The following is an 18,487-nucleotide window of genomic DNA, read 5'->3' as shown; positions in this document are numbered from 1 at the left end:
GCTATGAACCGCCCCGACTTTCGCGGAGGCTCCTTCGCTAGAGAATGGAGCCAAGATGAGAAAGTCACCGAAGTTTTCCCCCGAGATGCGCGAGCGGGCCGTGCGCATGGTTCAAGAGCACCGCAGCGAGCATCCGTCGCAGTGGGCGGCCATCGAGTCCATTGCCGACAAGATCGGCTGCGTGCCACAGACCTTGCACACCTGGGTGAAGCAGCACGAGGTCGATTCCGGTCAGCGTGATGGTGTCTCCACGGCCAAGGCGCAGCGCATCAAGGAACTTGAACGCGAGAACCGTGAACTGCGCAAGGCCAATGAGATCCTGAAGCTGGCCAGCGCGTTTTTCGCCCAGGCGGAGCTCGACCGCCGATTCAAGTGATGTACCGGCTCGTGGACGAACACCGCGAAGTCCATGGGGTCGAGCCGATGTGCAGTGTTCTGCAGATCGCCCCGTCGGCCTATCGCCGGCACGCCGCCCGATTGCGAGACGCTCAGCTTTTGAGCGCCAGAGCCCAGCGCGATGCGGCGCTGATGCCGATCATCGAGAGGGTGTGGAGCGAGAACCTGCAGGTCTACGGTGCCGACAAGGTGTGGATGCAGATGAACCGCGAGGGTGCGGCCGTTGCACGGTGCACCGTTGAGCGTCTCATGAGGCGTCTGGGCCTGCAGGGCGTCAAGCGCGGCAAGGTGGTGCGCACCACGGTCGGCGACCCCAAAGCACCGTGCCCGCTGGACAAGGTCAACCGGCAGTTCTGTGCCGTACGGCCCAACCAGCTGTGGGTATCGGACTTCACCTACGTCTCGACCTGGCAAGGCTGGCTGTACGTGGCTTTCGTGGTGGATGTGTTCGCACGGCGCATCGTGGGCTGGCGCGTGAGCACCTCAATGACCACGGACTTCGTCCTTGATGCGCTGGAGCAAGCGCTGTATGACCGACAGCCTGAGCGCGACAGCAGTCTGATTCATCACTCCGATCGCGGGTCGCAATATGTCTCCATCCGGTACTCGGAGCGTCTGGCAGAAGCCGGCGTGGAGCCCTCTGTGGGCAGCAAGGGCGACAGCTACGACAACGCCCTGGCCGAGACGATCAATGGTCTGTACAAGGCTGAGGTGATTCACCGGCGCACTTGGAAGACCCGCGAAGCCGTCGAGCTCGCTACTCTGACTTGGGTGTCCTGGTTCAACAACCACCGGTTGATGGGGCCACTGGGCTACATCCCGCCGGCCGAGGCTGAGGCAAACTACTATCGCCAGCTTGCCGAGCAATCGGCCGTGGCAGCGTGAGCACTTAAACCAACCAGCCTCCGCGATTCCCGGGGCGGTTCACTACGCCGGCCGTTTCCAACGGCGGGGCCAACCTCCCGCGCCCCGCGGGACTCCCCAGCACACGCCTCCTTCTGCAACGGTGTGCGCGTCTCGCGGCCCAGCGACGGGTCCGCGAGACGAGAAGGCTGTTCCTCCGCAAATCGCGTTTGCTGAGACTTTGTTGATCGAGGCTCTTCCGTCGATGACGAGGGGTCTCCTGACGACAGGCGGGCCTGTGCCGCGGCGAGCCGTCAGGAGACCCCTCGGGTCGACGGTATTCGGTGCCGGTGCCCGCCGGCGGAACAACGGGTTCCCTTTGTGCGCGGATGTGTGCCGAAGGATGTCGACCCCAGCCACGACACGGGTCGGGTGCGATTGCTGACGCAGCGAGCGGCTTTGGACGACGGACGGGACTGCTACAGCCCACAGGTGGTTTCCTCCTCTTGAGCCGAAGGCCTGTAGGTCTTCGGCGCGCTTTTCCAGTCTTTTCGAGAGGAGCAAGCTTGAACATGGCGCCCCGTGGATAGGCACATTCGACGCCAGGACGGACTCGACCAATCCCTCTATGCCGGGCGACAATGTCGGCGTTTATGTTGCAGGAGCCCTCGGTTGCAAATCGTTTTAATGAGGCATGGGAAGCCAAAGATCGACAAACATCTCCGATTGAATGCGGCAGAGTTCGGCGCTTGGGTCGAAAAATACAATGCTTCCGGTATCGACACTGAGCACACGCCTCCGCAAGGGGCAATTGAGCAAGCCAATCAATGCGCTGTTACCGTATGCAGCCACCTTCCACGCTCCTTGGAGTCTGCAGGGGTTCTTGGTATCAAGCATATCGGCGTTTGCGACGCCACGTTCCGAGAGATGGATATGCCTCATGCAAAGTGGCCTTTCCCAAGGCTCTCTTTGCCGATGTGGTCAGTATTTTTTCGGCTTGCTTGGGCATTCGGATATTCAGCGAATGTGGAGTCATTCAAAGCCGCGAAAGAGAGAGCGCGCCGTTGCGCCGAGCATCTGGCCGGTTTGGCTTCCGCTCATGGCTCCGTGTTGTTTGTTGGACACGGCTCGATAAACTGGTTCATCGCAAAATATCTAAGAAGCATGGGGTGGTTATGCTCCGAGAGACCGCCTAGAAAGTATTGGGAATACAGTGTTTATCGCATCCAAAAAACATAACCCGCTCCAGCGGACCGCCGCCCACTGAGCTAGCTGTTAGTTTGCTGGTCGGCGCACTCGCCAAACCTTGTTCAATAAGGAAAAAATGGCCTCAGATCTAGAATTCGTTGAATACGTCTGCGATCAGATCAGCGACGCCGGCTCGATCTCCTTCCGAAAAATGTTTGGTGAATACGCCGTCTACTGCAACGGCAAAGTTGTCGCCTTAGTTTGTGATAACCAGTTGTTTGTAAAGCCAACCGATCGCGGGCGATTACTGGTTGGGAATGTGACCGAAGCGCCCCCGTACCCGGGCGCCAAACCCTATTTTTTGGTCGGAGATCGGCTTGACGATCGAGAGTGGGTTTCGCGTTTGATTCGAACTACGGAAAGCGAACTTCCCATACCGAAGCCCAAGGCAAAAAAGTCACCGCCCAAAGACACCATGAAGGTCTAGCACCCAAAGTTAGCTGCTAACAATCCTATATGGACTCCCGAAACACCGCTTTCGGTTTGCCTCCATCGCTTCTGCGCAGCGGCCGCTGAACTTCGTCGATAGCCAATCGCTTCGCTGTACCAGCGTCATAACCCCTTCGGCTGCATCCCAAGCTTGATCGCCAGCTTGCGGACCACTCCACAACCCGTGAGCCGCCTCAAAAAAATCTCGCCGCGTTCGACAGCCGCTTGGCCTAGCCCGATCTTCGGTCGGAACCTGGGCAACCCCTAGTTCGGATTTCCGAGTGACGGAGCAACAAGCCGGCCCGATGCTGGCCGCACGTGTTGCTGATGCAGTCAGCACCATGCCAGCAGCCAGGGGCATCAGGCTGCGACAGGGCTTCCCTGTTGGCTCCTCCAGTTCGCCTCGCATCGCCCACCGCGGACGAGCGCCTTCACGACGCCGATGCTTCTTTCTTCAACCCTTCGGGAGATATCCGCTCCCGTTTTGGGGTTGGGCTCCCGGTCCTTCAACCAGGAGAGCCCCATGTCCCTTGCATCCACAGCGGCGCCGCTGAGCGCTGCACAGGCCCGTGCCAAAGCCATTGGCTATCTGGCTTTGGCCCACACCGGCAAGCGCCTGCCTCTGCAGGTGCGCCACAGCGCCGCCGGCCACTACATCGGCACCGCCGATGAAGACGGCCCGGTGTCCCGCGAGTCCGTCGAGTACTTCCGCTCGCAGCACGCCGCCGACCACGCCCTGGCAACAGGTCGCTGGCAGCAACGCATCCACCCCTGACTTCCTACTTACCAGGAGCCATTTCATGAACCAGTCTTTGCCCCAAGACGTAGTTGATCAGATCGCTGCGGAAGAACGGCACTTCGCCGAAGCACCGCGGGCCTTCCTCGAAGCATGGAAGCGCGGTGCGGAAATCGCCGGTGCCGAATGGTTCGGCGACGGCACGCCTGAAGGCCTGCAGCGCGCCACCAGCAAGTGGGATCTGCGCCCCAAGGTGCTGATGCTCAACGACGCCCTGGATGTCCTCAGCGGCGGCCAGCGCTTGTTCCTGTCTGCGATGGTGAGCTTCTACAACGCCCGCGAGGGTGGCGCGATGCTCAAGCGTTGCGGTTTCGAGGGACTTTCCGATTTGGGAGGCCTCGATCTGGAGCGCCGCAAGGTCATCGCCGATCTGGTGCTGCACTACAGCGGTTGGTGAATCCGACTCGCTTCGTCGCCGCCAATTCTTCTTCCCACCCCGCAAGGGACATGCGTCCCCATTCGGGGCCATGTCCCTCCACATCTTTTCAACCACCCGCTGGGGCTTTCTCCCCGGCAGGGGATGGGCTCCACTTCCTCTGATGGAGAAATCCCATGTCCCCGAATTCCAACCCATTCCTCCGCGGCTACCAGAACCTGCGCATCGAGCGCACCTTGTGCATCACCTACGAGGACGACTGTCCGCCGGCCTGGCGCCCACTGCATCCCAGCCAGGCACATCTGCCCGACGAGCAGGTCGCACTTTTCCCCTGCATCTTCAACAACGATTTCGCCCTGATCACCGAAGGCCAGGACATTCCCGAAAACCTGGAGGTCCTCCAATACCAGAGCGAGGGCGTGGTGCGCACCGTGGTCCATGCCATCAGCGGTGAAGACTTCGGCCAGCCCGCGCACGTCGGCGACACCTACTCGGAGGAGGCCGCGCGGGAAGTTGTGCGGCGACTGAGCTTCGAGACGGGCTTCTACAGCCGGTGCTGGGAGATCAGCAGTGCCCATCTCACCCCCGAGGCGGGCCGCTTCCTCGCCGAACTGGCGGATATCGCCACGCCGAGCGCCTTTCTGTTCGTCGCCTTCCGCATCCCGTATAGCCCCGCGATCGGCGTGAAGCTGATCGCCACCCCCTGGACGGATGCCAACCTACAGCATGTCGAGGGCATTTTCGCCGAACAGTTACGGCAGGAACACCGAGCCAAGGGTATGCCGGAGTCCCTCGTGGAGGCACTGCACCTGGCGGCACTCGCCGACGTTCGCATGCTGGTGTTCGATGCCGATGCGCCGGTGCTGGACGGATTGCCCTTGCACGACGACGAGTAGCACCTTCGAGCCCCATCCGGGGCTCTTCCTTTCCATGGAACGTGGTGGCGACAGGTTGCCGATTTCCGGGCGACGGGCGCCCGCACCTGCCGCACGCTGCCCGCATGTTCGCTGGTGTTGCCGGCAGCATGCCCAGGCAGTCGAGACCTTCGAGGCTGCGATGCGTCTCCGCATCGGTCGTTTCTTCCACCGGACGCATGCCGCGTCCATCTACCTCACCCTCAAGGGACATACCTCCCTTGCGGGCGGGAGTCCCTTGGTTGCCACAAGGAGTCTCCCATGGATACCCAAGCCATCCGCGCACAGATGCCGATGCTCGTCAGCGGCCATGTGCCTTCCAACGTCCGCACCTTCAAGTTCAACATCTTCGACGGCCAGCCCAAGGTTTCGACGCTGGGCTTCCACATCGATCCCAAGCCCTTCGAGGGCAAGGTCATCGCCACCACCGACGAGGCCATCGTCGTCAAGACGGGACGCGCCGAGTTCGCGGTGCTCGACCGGGCGCTGGTGACCGAGGTGCCCGACGAGGGCGCCAAGGTGCAGGTCGAACCGTACGCCCGACGCCGCTTCGACGGCCTGCGTGCCGACACGCCCGAGGAAGAAACCGCATTCACCGCCGACGGCAAGCCGTACACGGTGCAGCGGTTCGTGCTCGGTTCCGCACCGGCGAAACTGCCGATCCCCGAGCCCCGCTGCCCCGAGTTGCAGGAGCTGATCCAGCAGATGGAACAGCTGCCTGCGCCCGACGGCTACCGGCGCATCACCCACCTGCTGGTGGATGCCGGCGCGCGGGATTTCACCTGGGTCGATCCGCTGCCCAAGGACATCATCGCGACACCGCCGGCCATTGGCTTCACGGTGGCCACGGCGAAGTTCCAGGGGCGCGTCTCCGTGCTGTACGAGCGCGGACTCGACGTCTACGCGGTGGAGCTGCACCGCGACGGCGAGCTGGTTGATCGGGTCGACGAAGTGTTCTTCGACATCCTCGGCCAGACGCTGGAACGGCTGATCGACGACGGGAACTGGCGGCGCATTCGTGTGCAATGCCTATCCGGCCGCAAGCCTGTCCGGCACTGACCTCCACGCAGCCTCCCGTCCTCGCGGCGGGAGGCCCTTCATTCCTTTTCCTTGGGATCCATTCCATGTCTGTTCGATTCAGAGGCACTGACCTGCGGCCCGTGCTTGCCGAAGCGGTGGTCAACCAATGTCGCGTCGTCCTGGTCAAGGACCAGGGCGTGTACTTCCTGGCAGAGCGTGGTGAGCGCAATCCGGATGGGCGCCAGAAGCTCATCGCCTACGCCGTCGGCTGCAATCCGGATGTCGATGCATTCGACGACTGGTGGGAGCTGGTGCGCACCGAGTTCGGTGGCGACGACTTCGGCGAGTTCTTCGATCCGCACGATGGCGTTTTCACGCTCATCCTGAGCGGCGAGGGCGACCTCGAGGTGTCTGCCACGGCAACGCACCTGTCGTTGCAGGCCGTGGCCCCCATGGGGAAGGGCAATTGACCGCTCCATCCCCAGCCCCACTCCCTGGGGCTTCTTCCTTTCTGGTGTAGCGGCCGTTGCGGCGCACAATGGCCGCCCCTCGAATCCGAAGGGCGACAGTCTCGTGGAGATTCCCTTTACCGTGACAGACCTTCGCAGAGCGAACGGTAGGCCACCAGTTCCTCGATAGTCAGATCAGGCAGGCTATGCCGTTCGGCGTAGGCCAAGGCATCGAGGCGTCGCATCATCGTGCCATCGCGGTTCATCAGTTCGCACAGCACGGCTGTGGGCTGCAGTCCTGCCATCCGGGCCAGATCAACCGAACCTTCGGTGTGGCCGCGCCGAATCAGAACACCGCCAGTGCGTGCCCGCAGTGGAAACACATGGCCTGGCCGTGCCAGATCCTCTGGCCGCGCATCTTGGCGGATCGCCGCCTGTACCGTGCGCAGTCGGTCAGCGGCGCTCACGCCGGTGCTCACGCCCTCGCGTGCTTCGATCGACACCGTGAACGCGGTCCCGTAGCGGCTGCCGTTGTGGGCTGTCATCGGCGGCAGGTTCAGCCGGTCGGCGACTTCTTCGGGTAGGCACAGGCAGACGATACCGCTGCAATCGCGGATCAACTGGGCCATGGTGTCCACCGTCAGGCACTGGGCCGCGACGATGAGGTCCGCTTCGTTTTCGCGGTCATCGTCGTCGAACAGCACGACGGGTCGGCCTTCGCGCATCGCGTCCAATGCTCGCCGCATGCGGTGGTGAAGCGAGATAACCGGATCGGTTGGACGATGAACCGCCGTGGGCGGGTTCGAGAAAGGATCAAGACAAACGGACATGCAAACGCTCCTCTAAGGAAGGTTGAGAAGACGTTTTCGGGGCGCACGACAACGGCACCCGGCCGGAGCCGCAAAAAGCCTGCCCGGTGCGGGTGTCGATCGCACATCTTCTTTCATCCGGACTGTGACCGTCGGCCCTGGCTTCGCACCAGGTCTGCTGACCCCTTCCCTGCGGAAGGGCGCTCGCGGGCTCGTTTGCGGTGAACGGGTGCTCACCATGGACATACCGCCGGTGGGGAATTTCACCCCGCCCTGAAGACGTGTGCTGGCGGATGCCAGCGACAGCAATGCTATCAGCAACCCTCGCAGCGTATAAGTCTTCTATGCTTCATTTGGTAGCTCAGTTACCAATCTTATTGGAAAGTCATGGGTCCTCACGGACGAAGCTGCCGCGTTCGGTCGCCTCCAGCCATTCGTAGAGGTCATCGAGATCTCGATCAATCTGAGCCAGGGCTGCCTCGGCCATCAGGTACCAAGTGCAGGCACCGTCGGAATCATGCGCCTGGCCGATCAGGTCGTTCAGTATCGTCCGCCATGGAAGAAGGCGTTGCTTTTCCTGCTCGACCACCAAGTGGTCTTTCGTCCACACGCCGGTTGGGAGGAACAGACCGGAGGGGGATCGAGAGGGGCGTGAGTCTCTTGTCGAAGGATGTTCGGCAGTCATCGGAGTTCTCCAGAAGTGAGAGCACTCACGATAGAAGGAGGGCTTCCCACGGGCCACTGGAAATCCCATCAAAAACAGCATGATTTCGACATCAGCCCTCGCTTTTCCAGGAGAACCATGGAGGGACGAATCGGGTCGGGCTTCGATGCTGATTTCCTCTCGCCCGTCACGCCGAGGAATGGCAGGCTGATGCCATGTTCCGCTGACTCCTGTCAGCAACATGCCCAGGTAGCCACGATCCTCAAGACTACGACGCGGTTCCGGCCGCGTTGATCACCCCAGTTCGCACCGGCATCCATGCGCGAACGCCCATCGGTTTCCGATGGCGATGCCACAACGCTGTTCCATCAACCCACGCGGGGGTTCCACACCTTCCCCGCCTGGGTCGGGTGTGTCTCCGCAACCTTGTTCTTCAGGAGATTCACCATGACCACTTCCACCGAAAAGTCCTATTTCGATCTGCACATCACCGGCCTCGGGTACCTCAATCGCATCCGCGAGGTGAAGCCCAAGAAAGGCGACGCGTTCCTGGCCTGCGACATCGCGGCCCTGAACGGTCCCAGCGATGACGTCTCGTACGTGCGTTTCGACACGCGCGTATCGGGTTCGGAAGCGCAGCACCTGGTGCGCCGCTGCGTCCAGGCGGTCGACGCCGAGAAGAAGGTGATGATCGGCTTCCGCCTGGGCGACCTGTGGACCGACACCTTCACCTACTCCAAGGGGAAGCGTGCCGGCGAGCAGGGTGTGAGCCTCAAGGCCCGCCTCCTGTTCGTCAGTTGGATCAAGGTCGACGGCAAGCTCGTCTACAAGGCCGAATCCAAGCCGACCGAGACCGACGAGCGCGACCCGGAAGTCCCTGTGACGCCCGACGCGCCCGCCACGCAGCAAGCCCCGGCACCGGAGCCTTCCAAGCCCGCCGTGGATGCCGCTGACGACGACGCTGCCGATGCACCTGCATTGGCCGTTGCCGAGTCGTTCTGATCCGCAAGGCCCCGTTCGCTGGGGCCTTGTCTTCTCATCGTCAGCAGGAGACCTTCATGATCACCATCCCCGGCCAACTGGCCATCAAGACCATCCACGGCCGCAACGGCGACTTCAACGTCGGCCGTCTCGCGACCTCCATCGGTGAGTTCGTCGTGAAGAACGCCGAGCTCGACCAGTACGCCGAAGGCAAGTACGAGGGTGATTTCGCCATCGCCGAGATTCGCCCCTCCACCTACAACGCCAACGGCCGCATGGTCATCGAGATCCGCGCCCTCCTGGGCGGGATGACGCTGTCCAACATCGATGCCCTGAGCCGCGACGAAGCCCGCCGGCTGAGTCCGCAGGAAGTCGATCCGATCGACGAGGAAGCGCAGGCGCCCGCACCGGCAGCGCCCCAGGCCAAGCCGAAGGCGAAGCCGCGAACCCCGCGCAATCCCCTGGTCGACACCACGCCGTTCGGAAGCGAGCCGGCAGCCGCATCTCCCGAGGCCTCGGCCGAAGCAGATGACGGAGCGTTGTTCGGTGCACTCTGGCCGCTGGGCGAGATCGTCAAGCTCGACGCCACCGTCGATCGCCGCGTCCTGCGTCAGCAGCGCGACCGTCTCGGTGTGTTGGGCTACGAGTTCGCTCCGCTGTCCCAGGACTGGCATCTCGCCAAGGCCTGATTCCAACCGCCGCGCCAGCGGCGTTCCACCACCCGCCGGGGTTCCTCCCCGGTGGGGCGGGGCTCCGGTCTCTCATCCAAGGAGATCGTCATGCAACTCGCATCCCGCTTCGCTTATCGCTCCCCGGTGCTGCGGTCGAATCATCCGCTGTCCGATGACCAGATTCGCACCGTCGCGCCCTCCATCTTCGCGGACACCCCGCACGAAAGCCGCTCCGAGCGGTACAGCTATATCCCCACGGCGGCTGTGCTGACCGAACTGCGCACGGAAGGCTTCCAGCCGTTCATGGTTTGCCAGACCCGCGTGCGCCAGGAGGACCGCCGCGACTACACCAAGCACATGCTGCGCCTTCGCCATGCGAGCCAGATCAACGGTGCCGAGGCCAACGAGATCATCCTGCTCAATTCGCACGATGGCACCAGCAGCTACCAGATGCTGGCAGGCATGTTCCGCTTCGTCTGCCAGAACGGTCTGGTGTGCGGCGACACGTTCGCCGACGTGCGCGTGCCTCACAAGGGCAACGTCACCGATCACGTGATCGAGGGTGCCTACGAGGTGCTGCATGGCTTCGAGCAGGTGCAGGACTCGCGCGACGCCATGCGTGCCATCACGCTCGACGACGGCGAGGCCGAGGTCTTCGCCCGGTCTGCCCTGGTCCTCAAGTACGACGAACCTGGCAAGACCCTGCCGATCACGGAAAGCCAGATCCTGCGTCCCCGTCGCTTCGACGACAACCATGCGGACCTGTGGTCCATGTTCAACCGGGTCCAGGAGAACCTCGTCAAAGGCGGCCTGAGCGGCCGCAGTGCCAACGGGCGCCAGCAGCGCACACGGCCTGTCCAGGGCATCGACCAGAACGTCCGGCTCAACCGGGCACTCTGGCTGCTCGCGGATGGCCTGCGCAAGCTGAAAGCCTGACCCCCAAAGCGGATCGTGCCCATCGTGGCGCGGTCCGCTTTTTCTTTTCACGACCTACGCATGCCATTGAAATCCAAGAAGCCGTCCCCACGTCAGGATTTCTATTCACTTTGTGGAGCAGCAGGGATGGCTGAACTCGGCGATTGGTCGGATCACGACAACAAGAAGTACATCGGCAAGCTGGATCGCATCTATGTCTCAATGACAGAGCACTACGAGGTCGGCTACTTCATCGACAAGTACCTCAAGGATCACGGGTACGGGGTGAACAACAAGAACCGAGATGTCATTGCTGCGGAGATGGAAAAGTACCCCGGCAAGGCACCGTTCAAGCGCGACGATCTGATCGCGTTTCTGGACAAGCGCATCACGAAGAAATCCTGACACTCTTGGGCTGGAGCAAAGGCTGGGCACCAACGCCCGGCCCATAGCTCCCGAGCCAGAGTCGTCAAACAGGGCGCAACCTCTCGCGGTTTGTCGCGCCCTTTTTCTTGTTGACTAGGGCAGGCTAGGCCCATGTCCGTCGGCGTTGCCGACAACATGCCCAGGTAGCCAAGACCTTCAAGGCTCCGGTGCGTTGCGACGCACAGGTCGTTCTCTTCGCCAAGCCGCTCGCGGCGTTTTCTTCCACCCCTTGGGGCAGTGACTGCCCTGGCGGGCCGTGCTGCCTCCGATTCCTTCGAGGACAACAGCATGCCTGTCACCCATCCTTCCAAGACGCTGTATCGCATCGACGAATGCCCCGACCTGATGGCCGACGGCTGCATCGGTGACGAGAACGGCAACCTGGTCTTTCTCTCCATCTGGGCACGCGACACCGCGGTCCAGGAATTCCTGGCTCGCCTGACCCTCGGGCGCGACGAGCAGGGGCTGGACCAGTTCCACATCATCACCGACCAGGGCGCGAGCGTCCCGGTCTTCGTCGGCAACGTCGAGAACCTGGAGAAGCGCATCACCCGCGCCTACCGGCGCACGCTGTTCGGTTCGCTGACCAACGTGTGGCTGTTCGACCGTCGCTGCGTGCGCCCCGACAAGGCCAACGCCAGTGCGCTGGCACTGCTGCCGCTTGACTCCACATACCGGCTCGACCGGCTGTGGTCGCTGGTGCGGGACACCTGCCCGCTGCCGCTGCTTGACCACTGGCGCGACATCGTGCTGGAGCTGTTGCAGGCGCGATCGATGCTGACCGGCCTTCCGTTCGCCCTCGGGCCATTGGAAGGCCATCGGCTCGCCATCGACGTGCCGGCGCTGACCCTGGCACTGGGCGGCCTGATCCGCAGCAACGTACTCACCACTGACGCCTCCGGGCACACGATCGCCTCCGATCTGCCGCTCGAAGCGGTGGCTTGAAGTCCCCACACCGGACATGCGAACGCGCATGTCCGCTTCCGTCCATCGACATGCCCAGGAGATTCCCATGGCACTCATGTTCCCGCGGCTCGCCCGCAATTTCGTCAAGAACGGGTACTTCCCCACGGACGAACCCACGCTCGAAAGAGCGCTCACCGCGCTGGCGCCCGCAGATGGGCCGATGTGCATCCTCGATCCCTGCGCCGGCGAAGGCGTGGCGATCGCCGAAGCCGCTCATGCCCTCGGACGCGAGCAGGTCAAGGCATTCGCCGTCGAGTACGACGCCGAGCGTGCCCGTCACGCACGGCAACTGGTCGATCGCTGCATCCACGGCGACCTGATGGACACGCTGATCTCCCGCCAGACCTTTGGCCTGCTGTGGCTCAACGCGCCCTATGGCGACCTGAGCAAGGACGCCAATGGCAACATCGGCTACCAGGGCCAGGGCCGCGCCAGGCTGGAGAAGCTTTTCTATCAGCGTGCGCTGCCGCTGCTCCAGTATGGCGGTGTGCTGGTCTTCATCGTGCCGTCCTACGTGCTCGACGCCGAGCTGGTCGGCTGGCTGACGCGTCACTTCGCCGAGTTGCGCATCTACCGTGCGGTGGAGATGCAGTTCAAGCAGGTGGTGATCTTCGGTCGCCGGGTTCGCCAACGCGACCAGGCTTCGGATTCGGTCAAGGCCACGCGCGGTCTGCTGCTGCAGATCGGGCAAGGTGATGCCGAAGCCGAGGAGCTGCCGGTCGAATGGCCATTCCTGCCGTACACCGTCCCCGCCGCCCAGGCTGAGCCGGAGCATTTCTACCGCGTGACGATGGAACCCGAGCAGTTCGCCGATGAAGTCTGCCGGCTGCAAGGACTCTGGCCGGCGCTCGACACGCACCTGGGTGCCGCGCAGCAGTCGTTGCGACCACCGGCGCGGGCCTTGTCGCACTGGCATCTCGCCCTGGCACTGGCCGCGGGCGCGATTTCCGGCGTGGTGAGGTCCAGGACCGGGCGCGTGCTCGTCGTCAAAGGTGATACCCACAAGGAGAAGACTCTCCAGACGGAATACACCGAACGCGACGACGGCTCCGTGGCCGAGACGCGCATCCTCACCGACAAGTTCGTGCCGGTCATCCGCGCCTGGGACATGACGCCAGGTTCCCCGACACGGGGCGAGGTGCTGACCATCCGCTGATCGCTGTTCCCTGACGGTTCGCCGTCGCTTTCATCCACCCACCGGGGTCATGACGTCCCGATGGGGTGCCGTGGCCCCTTCTTCCAGTAGGAGAAACCACCATGGCACTCGCAGTTCTCGACCTCGCATCACAAGCACGCTTTTCGCCCGGGCAGGTGGTCATGACCATCGGCGTCGATGATCTTGTCCGGCAAGGCCATCTCAACCCCGTGCCGTATCTGCGCCGCCATCTTCATGGCGACTGGGGCGACCTGAGCGACAACGATCGACGTCTGAACGACGCCGCGCTGAAGTCCGGCGAGGATCGTCTGTTCTCGTCCTACCAGGTCACGCCCGACCTGAAGCTCTGGATCATCACCGAATGGGATCGCAGCGTCACCACGCTGCTGTTGCCCAGCGAATACTGATCCGCATCCAGCGGCCCTGCGCCGTTCCTTTCTTCCCACCCCGGGGCACACGCCCCGCGGGGGCGGCGTGTGCCCCTTCACCTTGGAGCATCACCATGTCCTTCGATCTCGAAACCATTCCCGAAACCGCTGTGCAGGGAGACCTGCTCGAAGCGGCCGCTTCTCCTCTCACCCTCAGCCTGCAGGACTTCGTCACCGAGTTCGGCGACGAACTGCTGGACTCCCTCAACCGTGCCAATCCCCCGGTCTACGCCGGACAAGCGCGGGCGCATCGGCAGATCGTCATCGCAAGCCTCAAGCGCAAGCTGTTCCAGGCGCAAGCCGATGTAGTCCATGCCGTCACCGAATTGCTGGTCGACCGTGGCGAACGCGCCGCGATCGTCAACGGCGAGATGGGATGCGGCAAGACGACGGTCGGTATCGCCACGGCCGCCGTGCTCAACGCCGAAGGCTACCGCCGCACCCTGGTGCTCTCGCCACCCCACCTGGTCTACAAGTGGCGACGCGAAATCCAGGAGACGGTGGCCGGTGCCAAGGTCTGGGTGCTCAACGGCCCGGATACGCTGCTCAAACTGTTGAAGCTGCGCGAGCAGCTGGGTGTGCCTGCAAGCGGTCAGGAGTTCTTCGTCCTGGGTCGAGTGCGGATGCGGATGGGTTTCCACTGGAAGCCCGTCTTCACCCGGCATCGGACCCGGCACGGCGACGTGGCGGCGTGCCCGGACTGCGGTTATGTCATCACCGACCTCGACGGCGAGCCGATCAATCCGGTCGAGCTGGAAGCCGAGGAGTACCGCAGGAAGTGCAGCCATTGCGCCGCACCGCTGTGGACGCTGATCCGCCCAAGGAGCCTGTCCGCCAGTGACCAGTCCTCTTCCGTGCTCAAAGCCTTGAAACGCATCCCGACCATCGGGGAAGTCACCGCACAGAAGCTGATGCAGAAGTTCGGTGATGCGTTCCTCGCCTCGATGCTCGGGGACAACATCCACGAGTTCATCAACCTGATGGACGACCGCGGCGAGCTGGTCTTCTCGGATCGGCAAGCTCACCGGATGGAGCGTGCGATGGCGAACATGGAGTTCGGCTTCGGCGAGGGCGGCTACCAGCCGTCCGAGTACATCAAACGCTACCTGCCCCAGGGCACGTTCGATCTGCTCATCGCCGACGAGGCGCACGAGTACAAGAACGGCGGTTCCGCTCAGGGCCAGGCCATGGGTGTGCTCGCAGCGAAGTCGCGCAAGACGCTGCTGCTCACCGGCACGCTGATGGGCGGCTATGGCGACGACCTGTTCCACCTGCTGTTCCGAGCCCTGCCGGGGCGGATGATCGAAGACGGCTACCGGCCGACCAAGAGCGGCAGCATGACGTCGGCTGCGATGGCGTTCATGCGCGACCACGGTGTCTTGAAGGACATCTACTCCGAGAGCACGGGTACGGCGCACAAGACGGCCAAGGGCACCAAGGTATCGGTGCGCACGGTCAAGGCGCCGGGCTTCGGTCCCAAGGGGGTGCTGCGTTGCGTCCTGCCGTTCACGGTCTTTCTCAAGTTGAAGGACATCGGTGGCAACGTGCTGCCGCCCTACGACGAGGAGTTCCGCGAGGTCGCGATGGACACGGCGCAAGCCGCAGCCTACCGCGATCTGGCGGGTCGCCTGACCCAGGAGCTGAAGCAGGCCCTGGCGAAGCGTGATACGACGCTGCTCGGCGTGGTCCTCAACGTGCTGCTGGCCTGGCCGGACACGTGCTTCCGGTCGGAAACCGTGGTGCATCCGCGTACGCGCAACACCCTGGCGTTCGTCCCGGCTCAGTTCAACGAGCTGGAGGTGATGCCCAAGGAACGCGAGCTGATCGAGATCTGCAAGCAGGAGAAGGCGGAAGGTCGCAAGACCCTGGTCTATTCGGTCTATACCGGCACGCGCGATACCACGTCGCGTCTGAAGGTGCTGCTGGAGCAGGAAGGCTTCAAGGTGGCGGTGCTGCGCGCGAGCGTGGATGCCTCCCGCCGCGAGGACTGGATCGCCGAGCAGTTGGACCGCGGCATCGATGTGCTCATCACCAATCCCGAGCTGGTCAAGACCGGCCTGGACCTGTTGGAGTTCCCGACCATCGTGTTCATGCAGTCGGGCTACAACGTGTATTCGCTGCAGCAGGCCGCACGGCGCTCATGGCGCATCGGCCAGAAGCAGCCGGTGCGCGTGATCTACCTTGGCTACGCCAACTCCTCGCAGATGACCTGCCTGGGGTTGATGGCCAGGAAGATCATGGTGTCGCAGAGCACCTCCGGCGACGTGCCGGAATCCGGGCTCGATGTTCTGAACCAGGATGGTGACTCGGTGGAAGTGGCGCTGGCGCGGCAGTTGGTGGGTTGATCATTCCGGCCCCTTCACGGGGCCGATTTTTCTTGCGTGAATACGCTTCGAGGCGCGGCCGCGTCGCCGACCGCTTGATTCGGGACCCGATCATGGGGGGCGGAATCGTGCCGCGTGGCGAACGCCGGGATGCGGGCGGCATGGGTCATTCCGCGCAGTCTGAACCGCGGACCTGGGAATCGGAAATGGCCCGTGCGATGAATCGATTGAGTTGCGCGTGCGCATCCGCCTCCGGTCGGAGCAGATACGTGGTCAGGATCGGCGACTCTTCGGCCAGCCGACGCGTAACAACCTCGGATCGGTGATACGCGATGATCTGCGCGTGACAGGCCAGGCCGAGCCCATAACCGGCCGCGACCAGCGCGAGCATGACATCGTTGCTGGCGACGTGCTCCGCGATCGCCGGATCGAACCCGGAGGAGCGAAAGATGCGTTTGATCTGCCTGTGGCGGCCTTCGCACGTCTCGGGGTGACAGAGCACCAGCGGATACTGCATTACCTTGTCGAGGGGGATCACGCGAAAGGCCAGCAAAGGGTGGCGCGCGGGAAGGACGACCAGGAGCGGATCCTTCCAAACAGGCCGGGCGATCAGTCCGCTTCCGCTCTCGTCCGAGCGGGCGAACCCGGCGTCGTACAGGTCGTTGCGGAGTCCTCTCACCTGCTGGGAGAGAGGGACCTCGAAGAGTCGTATCTCGACTTCCGGCTCCTCCAACCTGCATCTGGCAAGCAACTCGGAGAGCCGCCGTGGCACAACACCGTCGGACAATGCGATGCGAAGCGTTCCCCGGAAGCCGGAAGCAGCTGCTCGCGCGTTCGCCGTCGCCTGGTCCACCGCGAGAAGGATGCGTCGCACGTCCTTCTGGAACACTTGCCCCGCCCATGTGAGGCGGGTTCCCCGGGGATTTCGTTCGAACAGCCGTACCCTCAGCTCAGTTTCCAATTCCTTGATCGCTCGTGACAGTGGGGATTGTTCGATGTGCAAACGTTCCGCAGCACGAGTGAAATGGAGCTCTTCCGCCAGGGCGATGAAGCAGCGAAGATGTCGAAGGTCCATTTCTCCTCCTTCTCCATCAGGACTGGCGGTCCGCGGTCTCCTCCATGCGAGCGAGAACCGCCGGGACGCGCGACCGGCGCTCCTCAAGCCCCGTTTCATCGGCCATGGGCCGGATCGCCCGCGAGACACGCAGCACCCGTCACATCCCCGGCTCGGTGACGAAGGCAGGGTGCGCATTTCGGCCCGCTGGCGCATCCCCTGACCGAAGCCGTGGTCGTGTCTGATTCCCACCAGAGTGGCGCAGACCGGGGCCGACTGGGTGGAAGCGGATGTCATCACGGTATCCCCCGTCCAGGCATGGGAAGCGGCGCCAACGCCGAGGATTCGTCCATGCCAATCATGTCGACGAAGCGATCGACGAAACCAATTCAGTGTACGAGTCGGGTTGACGGGAGCTTTTCCGTAGCCGGAAGACCATCGCCATCAGCATCAGAGCGACCACGAGGCCGATGGACAATGCCACGACATATCCCGCCCGCGCAGCCAAAGCCGTCGCCGCCGCCACCACCAGAGCTTCCCCGAGGGTCTGCAACCCCTGGAACACCGAATAGTCGGTGCCGGGCTGCCTGCCCTGCTGGGCGAAGCGCATCAGAAGGGTGTAGGACGCCACGGTGCTGACTCCGATTCCGAGGCCGCTCGCAGTCGCCAGTCCCCACACCGCCGTGGGGGCCGCAAGGCGCGGGTCCATGGCCAAAACCACCCATACCGCAGAGCTGGCCCCGACCAGAATTCCCCCCAACAGCAAAGTGGACCACGGCCCGAAGCGCACAACCATCAACCCCGCGATGCCAGATCCGGCCACGATCATCAGCATGTTGCCAGTGCCCGATAGGATGCCGACCGCGTCGAGAGACCATCCGGCATCAATCAGGAACAGCTTCGCCACACCGAATGAGACTGCGCCTCCCATGGTGGCGCATATGCCCAGCATCAGCATGGGAAGCGCCCCCGCCCGTCGGAAGAAGGCCTTGAGCGAAGCGGGCGCCGACACCCGTCCTTGCGGCGGATCTGGCTCGCGCCACAGGGTGATGGGCACGCCGCACAGCAGAACCATCAGTGCCAGCCCCAGAAGCGTGGGCGCATGCCCCAGCGTGGCGATTCCCACCATCGCCCCCGGGCCGCCTGCCAGCATGCCCGTCATGAAACCGGCGACCTGGAAGGTGTTGATGTGGGCCAGCCCGGTGCCGTGGAGCTGCTCGGATGCCAAGCCGTCGGTAGCGATGTCCTGGGTAGCGCTGACCAATGATGCCATTGCCACGAGAACCAGCAATGCGGGCGCGTTGCCGGCGGTGAACGGAAACAGCGCCATTCCCGCAAGGCTGACTGCCAGCAGGGTCTGCATAGGCAATATCCAGCTTCTGCGGCGACCAAGTGGGCGAACCCAGTGGTTCTCCACGACGGAGGCCCAGAAGAACTTGAACACCCACGGCAGGCTGGCCAGCGGCACCAGCGCGATCAGGTCCAGCGAAGCGCCACCGTCCCGGAGCAGCACGGGATAGGCCTGAAACGCGAGCCCTACCGGTAACCCCTGCACCAGATAGAGGCAGCCGATCATCATCAGTAGCTTCCGCCCCTCGGCGGCTTTGACGGGTCTGTCCATG

The 18,487-nt window shown here is 63.3% G+C and carries 20 protein-coding genes, 1 riboswitch and 1 other annotated feature; of the genes, 16 read left to right on the top strand and 4 right to left on the bottom strand.

Annotation, left to right across the window (positions count from 1 at the left end; all coding sequences use genetic code 11):
• Positions 1–55: 55 nt before the first annotated feature.
• The 8 genes from ABWL39_RS05070 to ABWL39_RS05035 all read left to right on the top strand — a co-directional run bounded on the left by ABWL39_RS05070 (position 56) and on the right by ABWL39_RS05035 (position 6,492).
• A protein-coding gene (locus tag ABWL39_RS05070) for an IS3 family transposase (protein WP_367787772.1) occupies positions 56–1,281 on the top strand; the annotation gives its coding sequence in 2 pieces (ribosomal slippage) (positions 56–344 and positions 344–1,281; 1,227 coding nt in all).
• Positions 334–450 (top strand) — a sequence feature (AL1L pseudoknot). It overlaps the preceding gene by 117 nt.
• A gap of 630 nt (positions 1,282–1,911) precedes the next feature.
• Positions 1,912–2,478, top strand: a complete 567-nt coding sequence (locus ABWL39_RS05065) for a histidine phosphatase family protein (RefSeq protein WP_367787769.1) — start codon at positions 1,912–1,914, stop codon at positions 2,476–2,478.
• Between the two features lie 85 nt (positions 2,479–2,563).
• Positions 2,564–2,914, top strand: coding sequence for a TfoX/Sxy family protein (locus tag ABWL39_RS05060; protein ID WP_367787766.1), 351 nt, complete (start codon positions 2,564–2,566; stop codon positions 2,912–2,914).
• A 525-nt stretch (positions 2,915–3,439) separates the two neighbouring features.
• Positions 3,440–3,691, top strand: coding sequence for a hypothetical protein (locus tag ABWL39_RS05055; protein ID WP_367787763.1), 252 nt, complete (start codon positions 3,440–3,442; stop codon positions 3,689–3,691).
• Between the two features lie 25 nt (positions 3,692–3,716).
• On the top strand, positions 3,717–4,109 hold the full coding sequence (locus tag ABWL39_RS05050; protein WP_367787760.1) for a hypothetical protein: 393 nt from the start codon (positions 3,717–3,719) through the stop codon (positions 4,107–4,109).
• A 155-nt stretch (positions 4,110–4,264) separates the two neighbouring features.
• The gene (locus tag ABWL39_RS05045; protein ID WP_367787757.1) at positions 4,265–4,984 is read left to right on the top strand and encodes an ABC transporter substrate-binding protein; all 720 of its coding nucleotides are present in this window, start codon (positions 4,265–4,267) and stop codon (positions 4,982–4,984) included.
• 279 nt (positions 4,985–5,263) lie between these two features.
• Entirely contained in the window at positions 5,264–6,061 is a 798-nt protein-coding gene (locus ABWL39_RS05040; RefSeq protein ID WP_367787754.1) for a GTPase, read from the top strand.
• 65 nt (positions 6,062–6,126) lie between these two features.
• Positions 6,127–6,492, top strand: a complete 366-nt coding sequence (locus tag ABWL39_RS05035) for a DUF3085 domain-containing protein (protein WP_367787751.1) — start codon at positions 6,127–6,129, stop codon at positions 6,490–6,492.
• A 116-nt stretch (positions 6,493–6,608) separates the two neighbouring features.
• Here ABWL39_RS05035 and ribB read toward each other — a convergent pair whose 3' ends face one another.
• Both ribB and ABWL39_RS05025 read right to left on the bottom strand, forming a co-directional pair.
• The gene (gene ribB / locus ABWL39_RS05030) at positions 6,609–7,217 is read right to left on the bottom strand and encodes a 3,4-dihydroxy-2-butanone-4-phosphate synthase (RefSeq protein WP_367788225.1); all 609 of its coding nucleotides are present in this window, start codon (positions 7,215–7,217) and stop codon (positions 6,609–6,611) included.
• 185 nt (positions 7,218–7,402) lie between these two features.
• Positions 7,403–7,565: riboswitch (FMN riboswitch) on the bottom strand.
• A 100-nt stretch (positions 7,566–7,665) separates the two neighbouring features.
• Positions 7,666–7,965, bottom strand: coding sequence for a hypothetical protein (locus ABWL39_RS05025; protein WP_367787749.1), 300 nt, complete (start codon positions 7,963–7,965; stop codon positions 7,666–7,668).
• Between the two features lie 426 nt (positions 7,966–8,391).
• On the opposite strand from ABWL39_RS05025, the gene ABWL39_RS05020 reads away from it, so the two are divergent.
• The 8 genes from ABWL39_RS05020 (at position 8,392) to ABWL39_RS04985 (ending at position 15,832) form a co-directional block, all read left to right on the top strand.
• Entirely contained in the window at positions 8,392–8,946 is a 555-nt protein-coding gene (locus tag ABWL39_RS05020; protein WP_367787746.1) for an STY4534 family ICE replication protein, read from the top strand.
• A 56-nt stretch (positions 8,947–9,002) separates the two neighbouring features.
• Positions 9,003–9,614, top strand: coding sequence for a DUF3275 family protein (locus ABWL39_RS05015; RefSeq protein ID WP_367788223.1), 612 nt, complete (start codon positions 9,003–9,005; stop codon positions 9,612–9,614).
• Between the two features lie 90 nt (positions 9,615–9,704).
• Complete coding sequence (locus ABWL39_RS05010) at positions 9,705–10,532, top strand: DUF932 domain-containing protein (RefSeq protein ID WP_367787743.1); 828 nt, start codon at positions 9,705–9,707, stop codon at positions 10,530–10,532.
• A gap of 60 nt (positions 10,533–10,592) precedes the next feature.
• The gene (locus tag ABWL39_RS05005; protein WP_367787740.1) at positions 10,593–10,916 is read left to right on the top strand and encodes a hypothetical protein; all 324 of its coding nucleotides are present in this window, start codon (positions 10,593–10,595) and stop codon (positions 10,914–10,916) included.
• Positions 10,917–11,225: 309 nt separating this feature from the next.
• Entirely contained in the window at positions 11,226–11,882 is a 657-nt protein-coding gene (locus ABWL39_RS05000) for a hypothetical protein (protein WP_367787738.1), read from the top strand.
• A 67-nt stretch (positions 11,883–11,949) separates the two neighbouring features.
• Positions 11,950–13,059, top strand: a complete 1,110-nt coding sequence (locus ABWL39_RS04995; protein ID WP_367787735.1) for a DUF6094 domain-containing protein — start codon at positions 11,950–11,952, stop codon at positions 13,057–13,059.
• Positions 13,060–13,160: 101 nt separating this feature from the next.
• The gene (locus tag ABWL39_RS04990; protein WP_367787732.1) at positions 13,161–13,466 is read left to right on the top strand and encodes a hypothetical protein; all 306 of its coding nucleotides are present in this window, start codon (positions 13,161–13,163) and stop codon (positions 13,464–13,466) included.
• A gap of 95 nt (positions 13,467–13,561) precedes the next feature.
• The gene (locus ABWL39_RS04985) at positions 13,562–15,832 is read left to right on the top strand and encodes a helicase-related protein (protein ID WP_367787729.1); all 2,271 of its coding nucleotides are present in this window, start codon (positions 13,562–13,564) and stop codon (positions 15,830–15,832) included.
• Positions 15,833–15,977: 145 nt separating this feature from the next.
• Here ABWL39_RS04985 and ABWL39_RS04980 read toward each other — a convergent pair whose 3' ends face one another.
• Together ABWL39_RS04980 and ABWL39_RS04975 are read right to left on the bottom strand one after the other, a co-directional pair.
• Positions 15,978–16,886 (bottom strand): LysR family transcriptional regulator, encoded by a 909-nt coding sequence (locus ABWL39_RS04980; RefSeq protein ID WP_367787727.1) that lies wholly within the window; start codon positions 16,884–16,886, stop codon positions 15,978–15,980.
• Between the two features lie 337 nt (positions 16,887–17,223).
• Positions 17,224–18,486 (bottom strand): MFS transporter, encoded by a 1,263-nt coding sequence (locus tag ABWL39_RS04975; RefSeq protein ID WP_367787724.1) that lies wholly within the window; start codon positions 18,484–18,486, stop codon positions 17,224–17,226.
• Position 18,487 lies beyond the last annotated feature (1 nt).

Origin of the sequence: Chitinivorax sp. PXF-14 (assembly GCF_040812015.1) — a bacterium.
In the GTDB taxonomy this organism is placed as follows: Bacteria; Pseudomonadota; Gammaproteobacteria; order Burkholderiales; family SCOH01; genus JBFNXJ01.
Note: the sequence above shows the minus strand (reverse complement) of the source record. Positions and strands in the feature narration are given on the sequence as shown.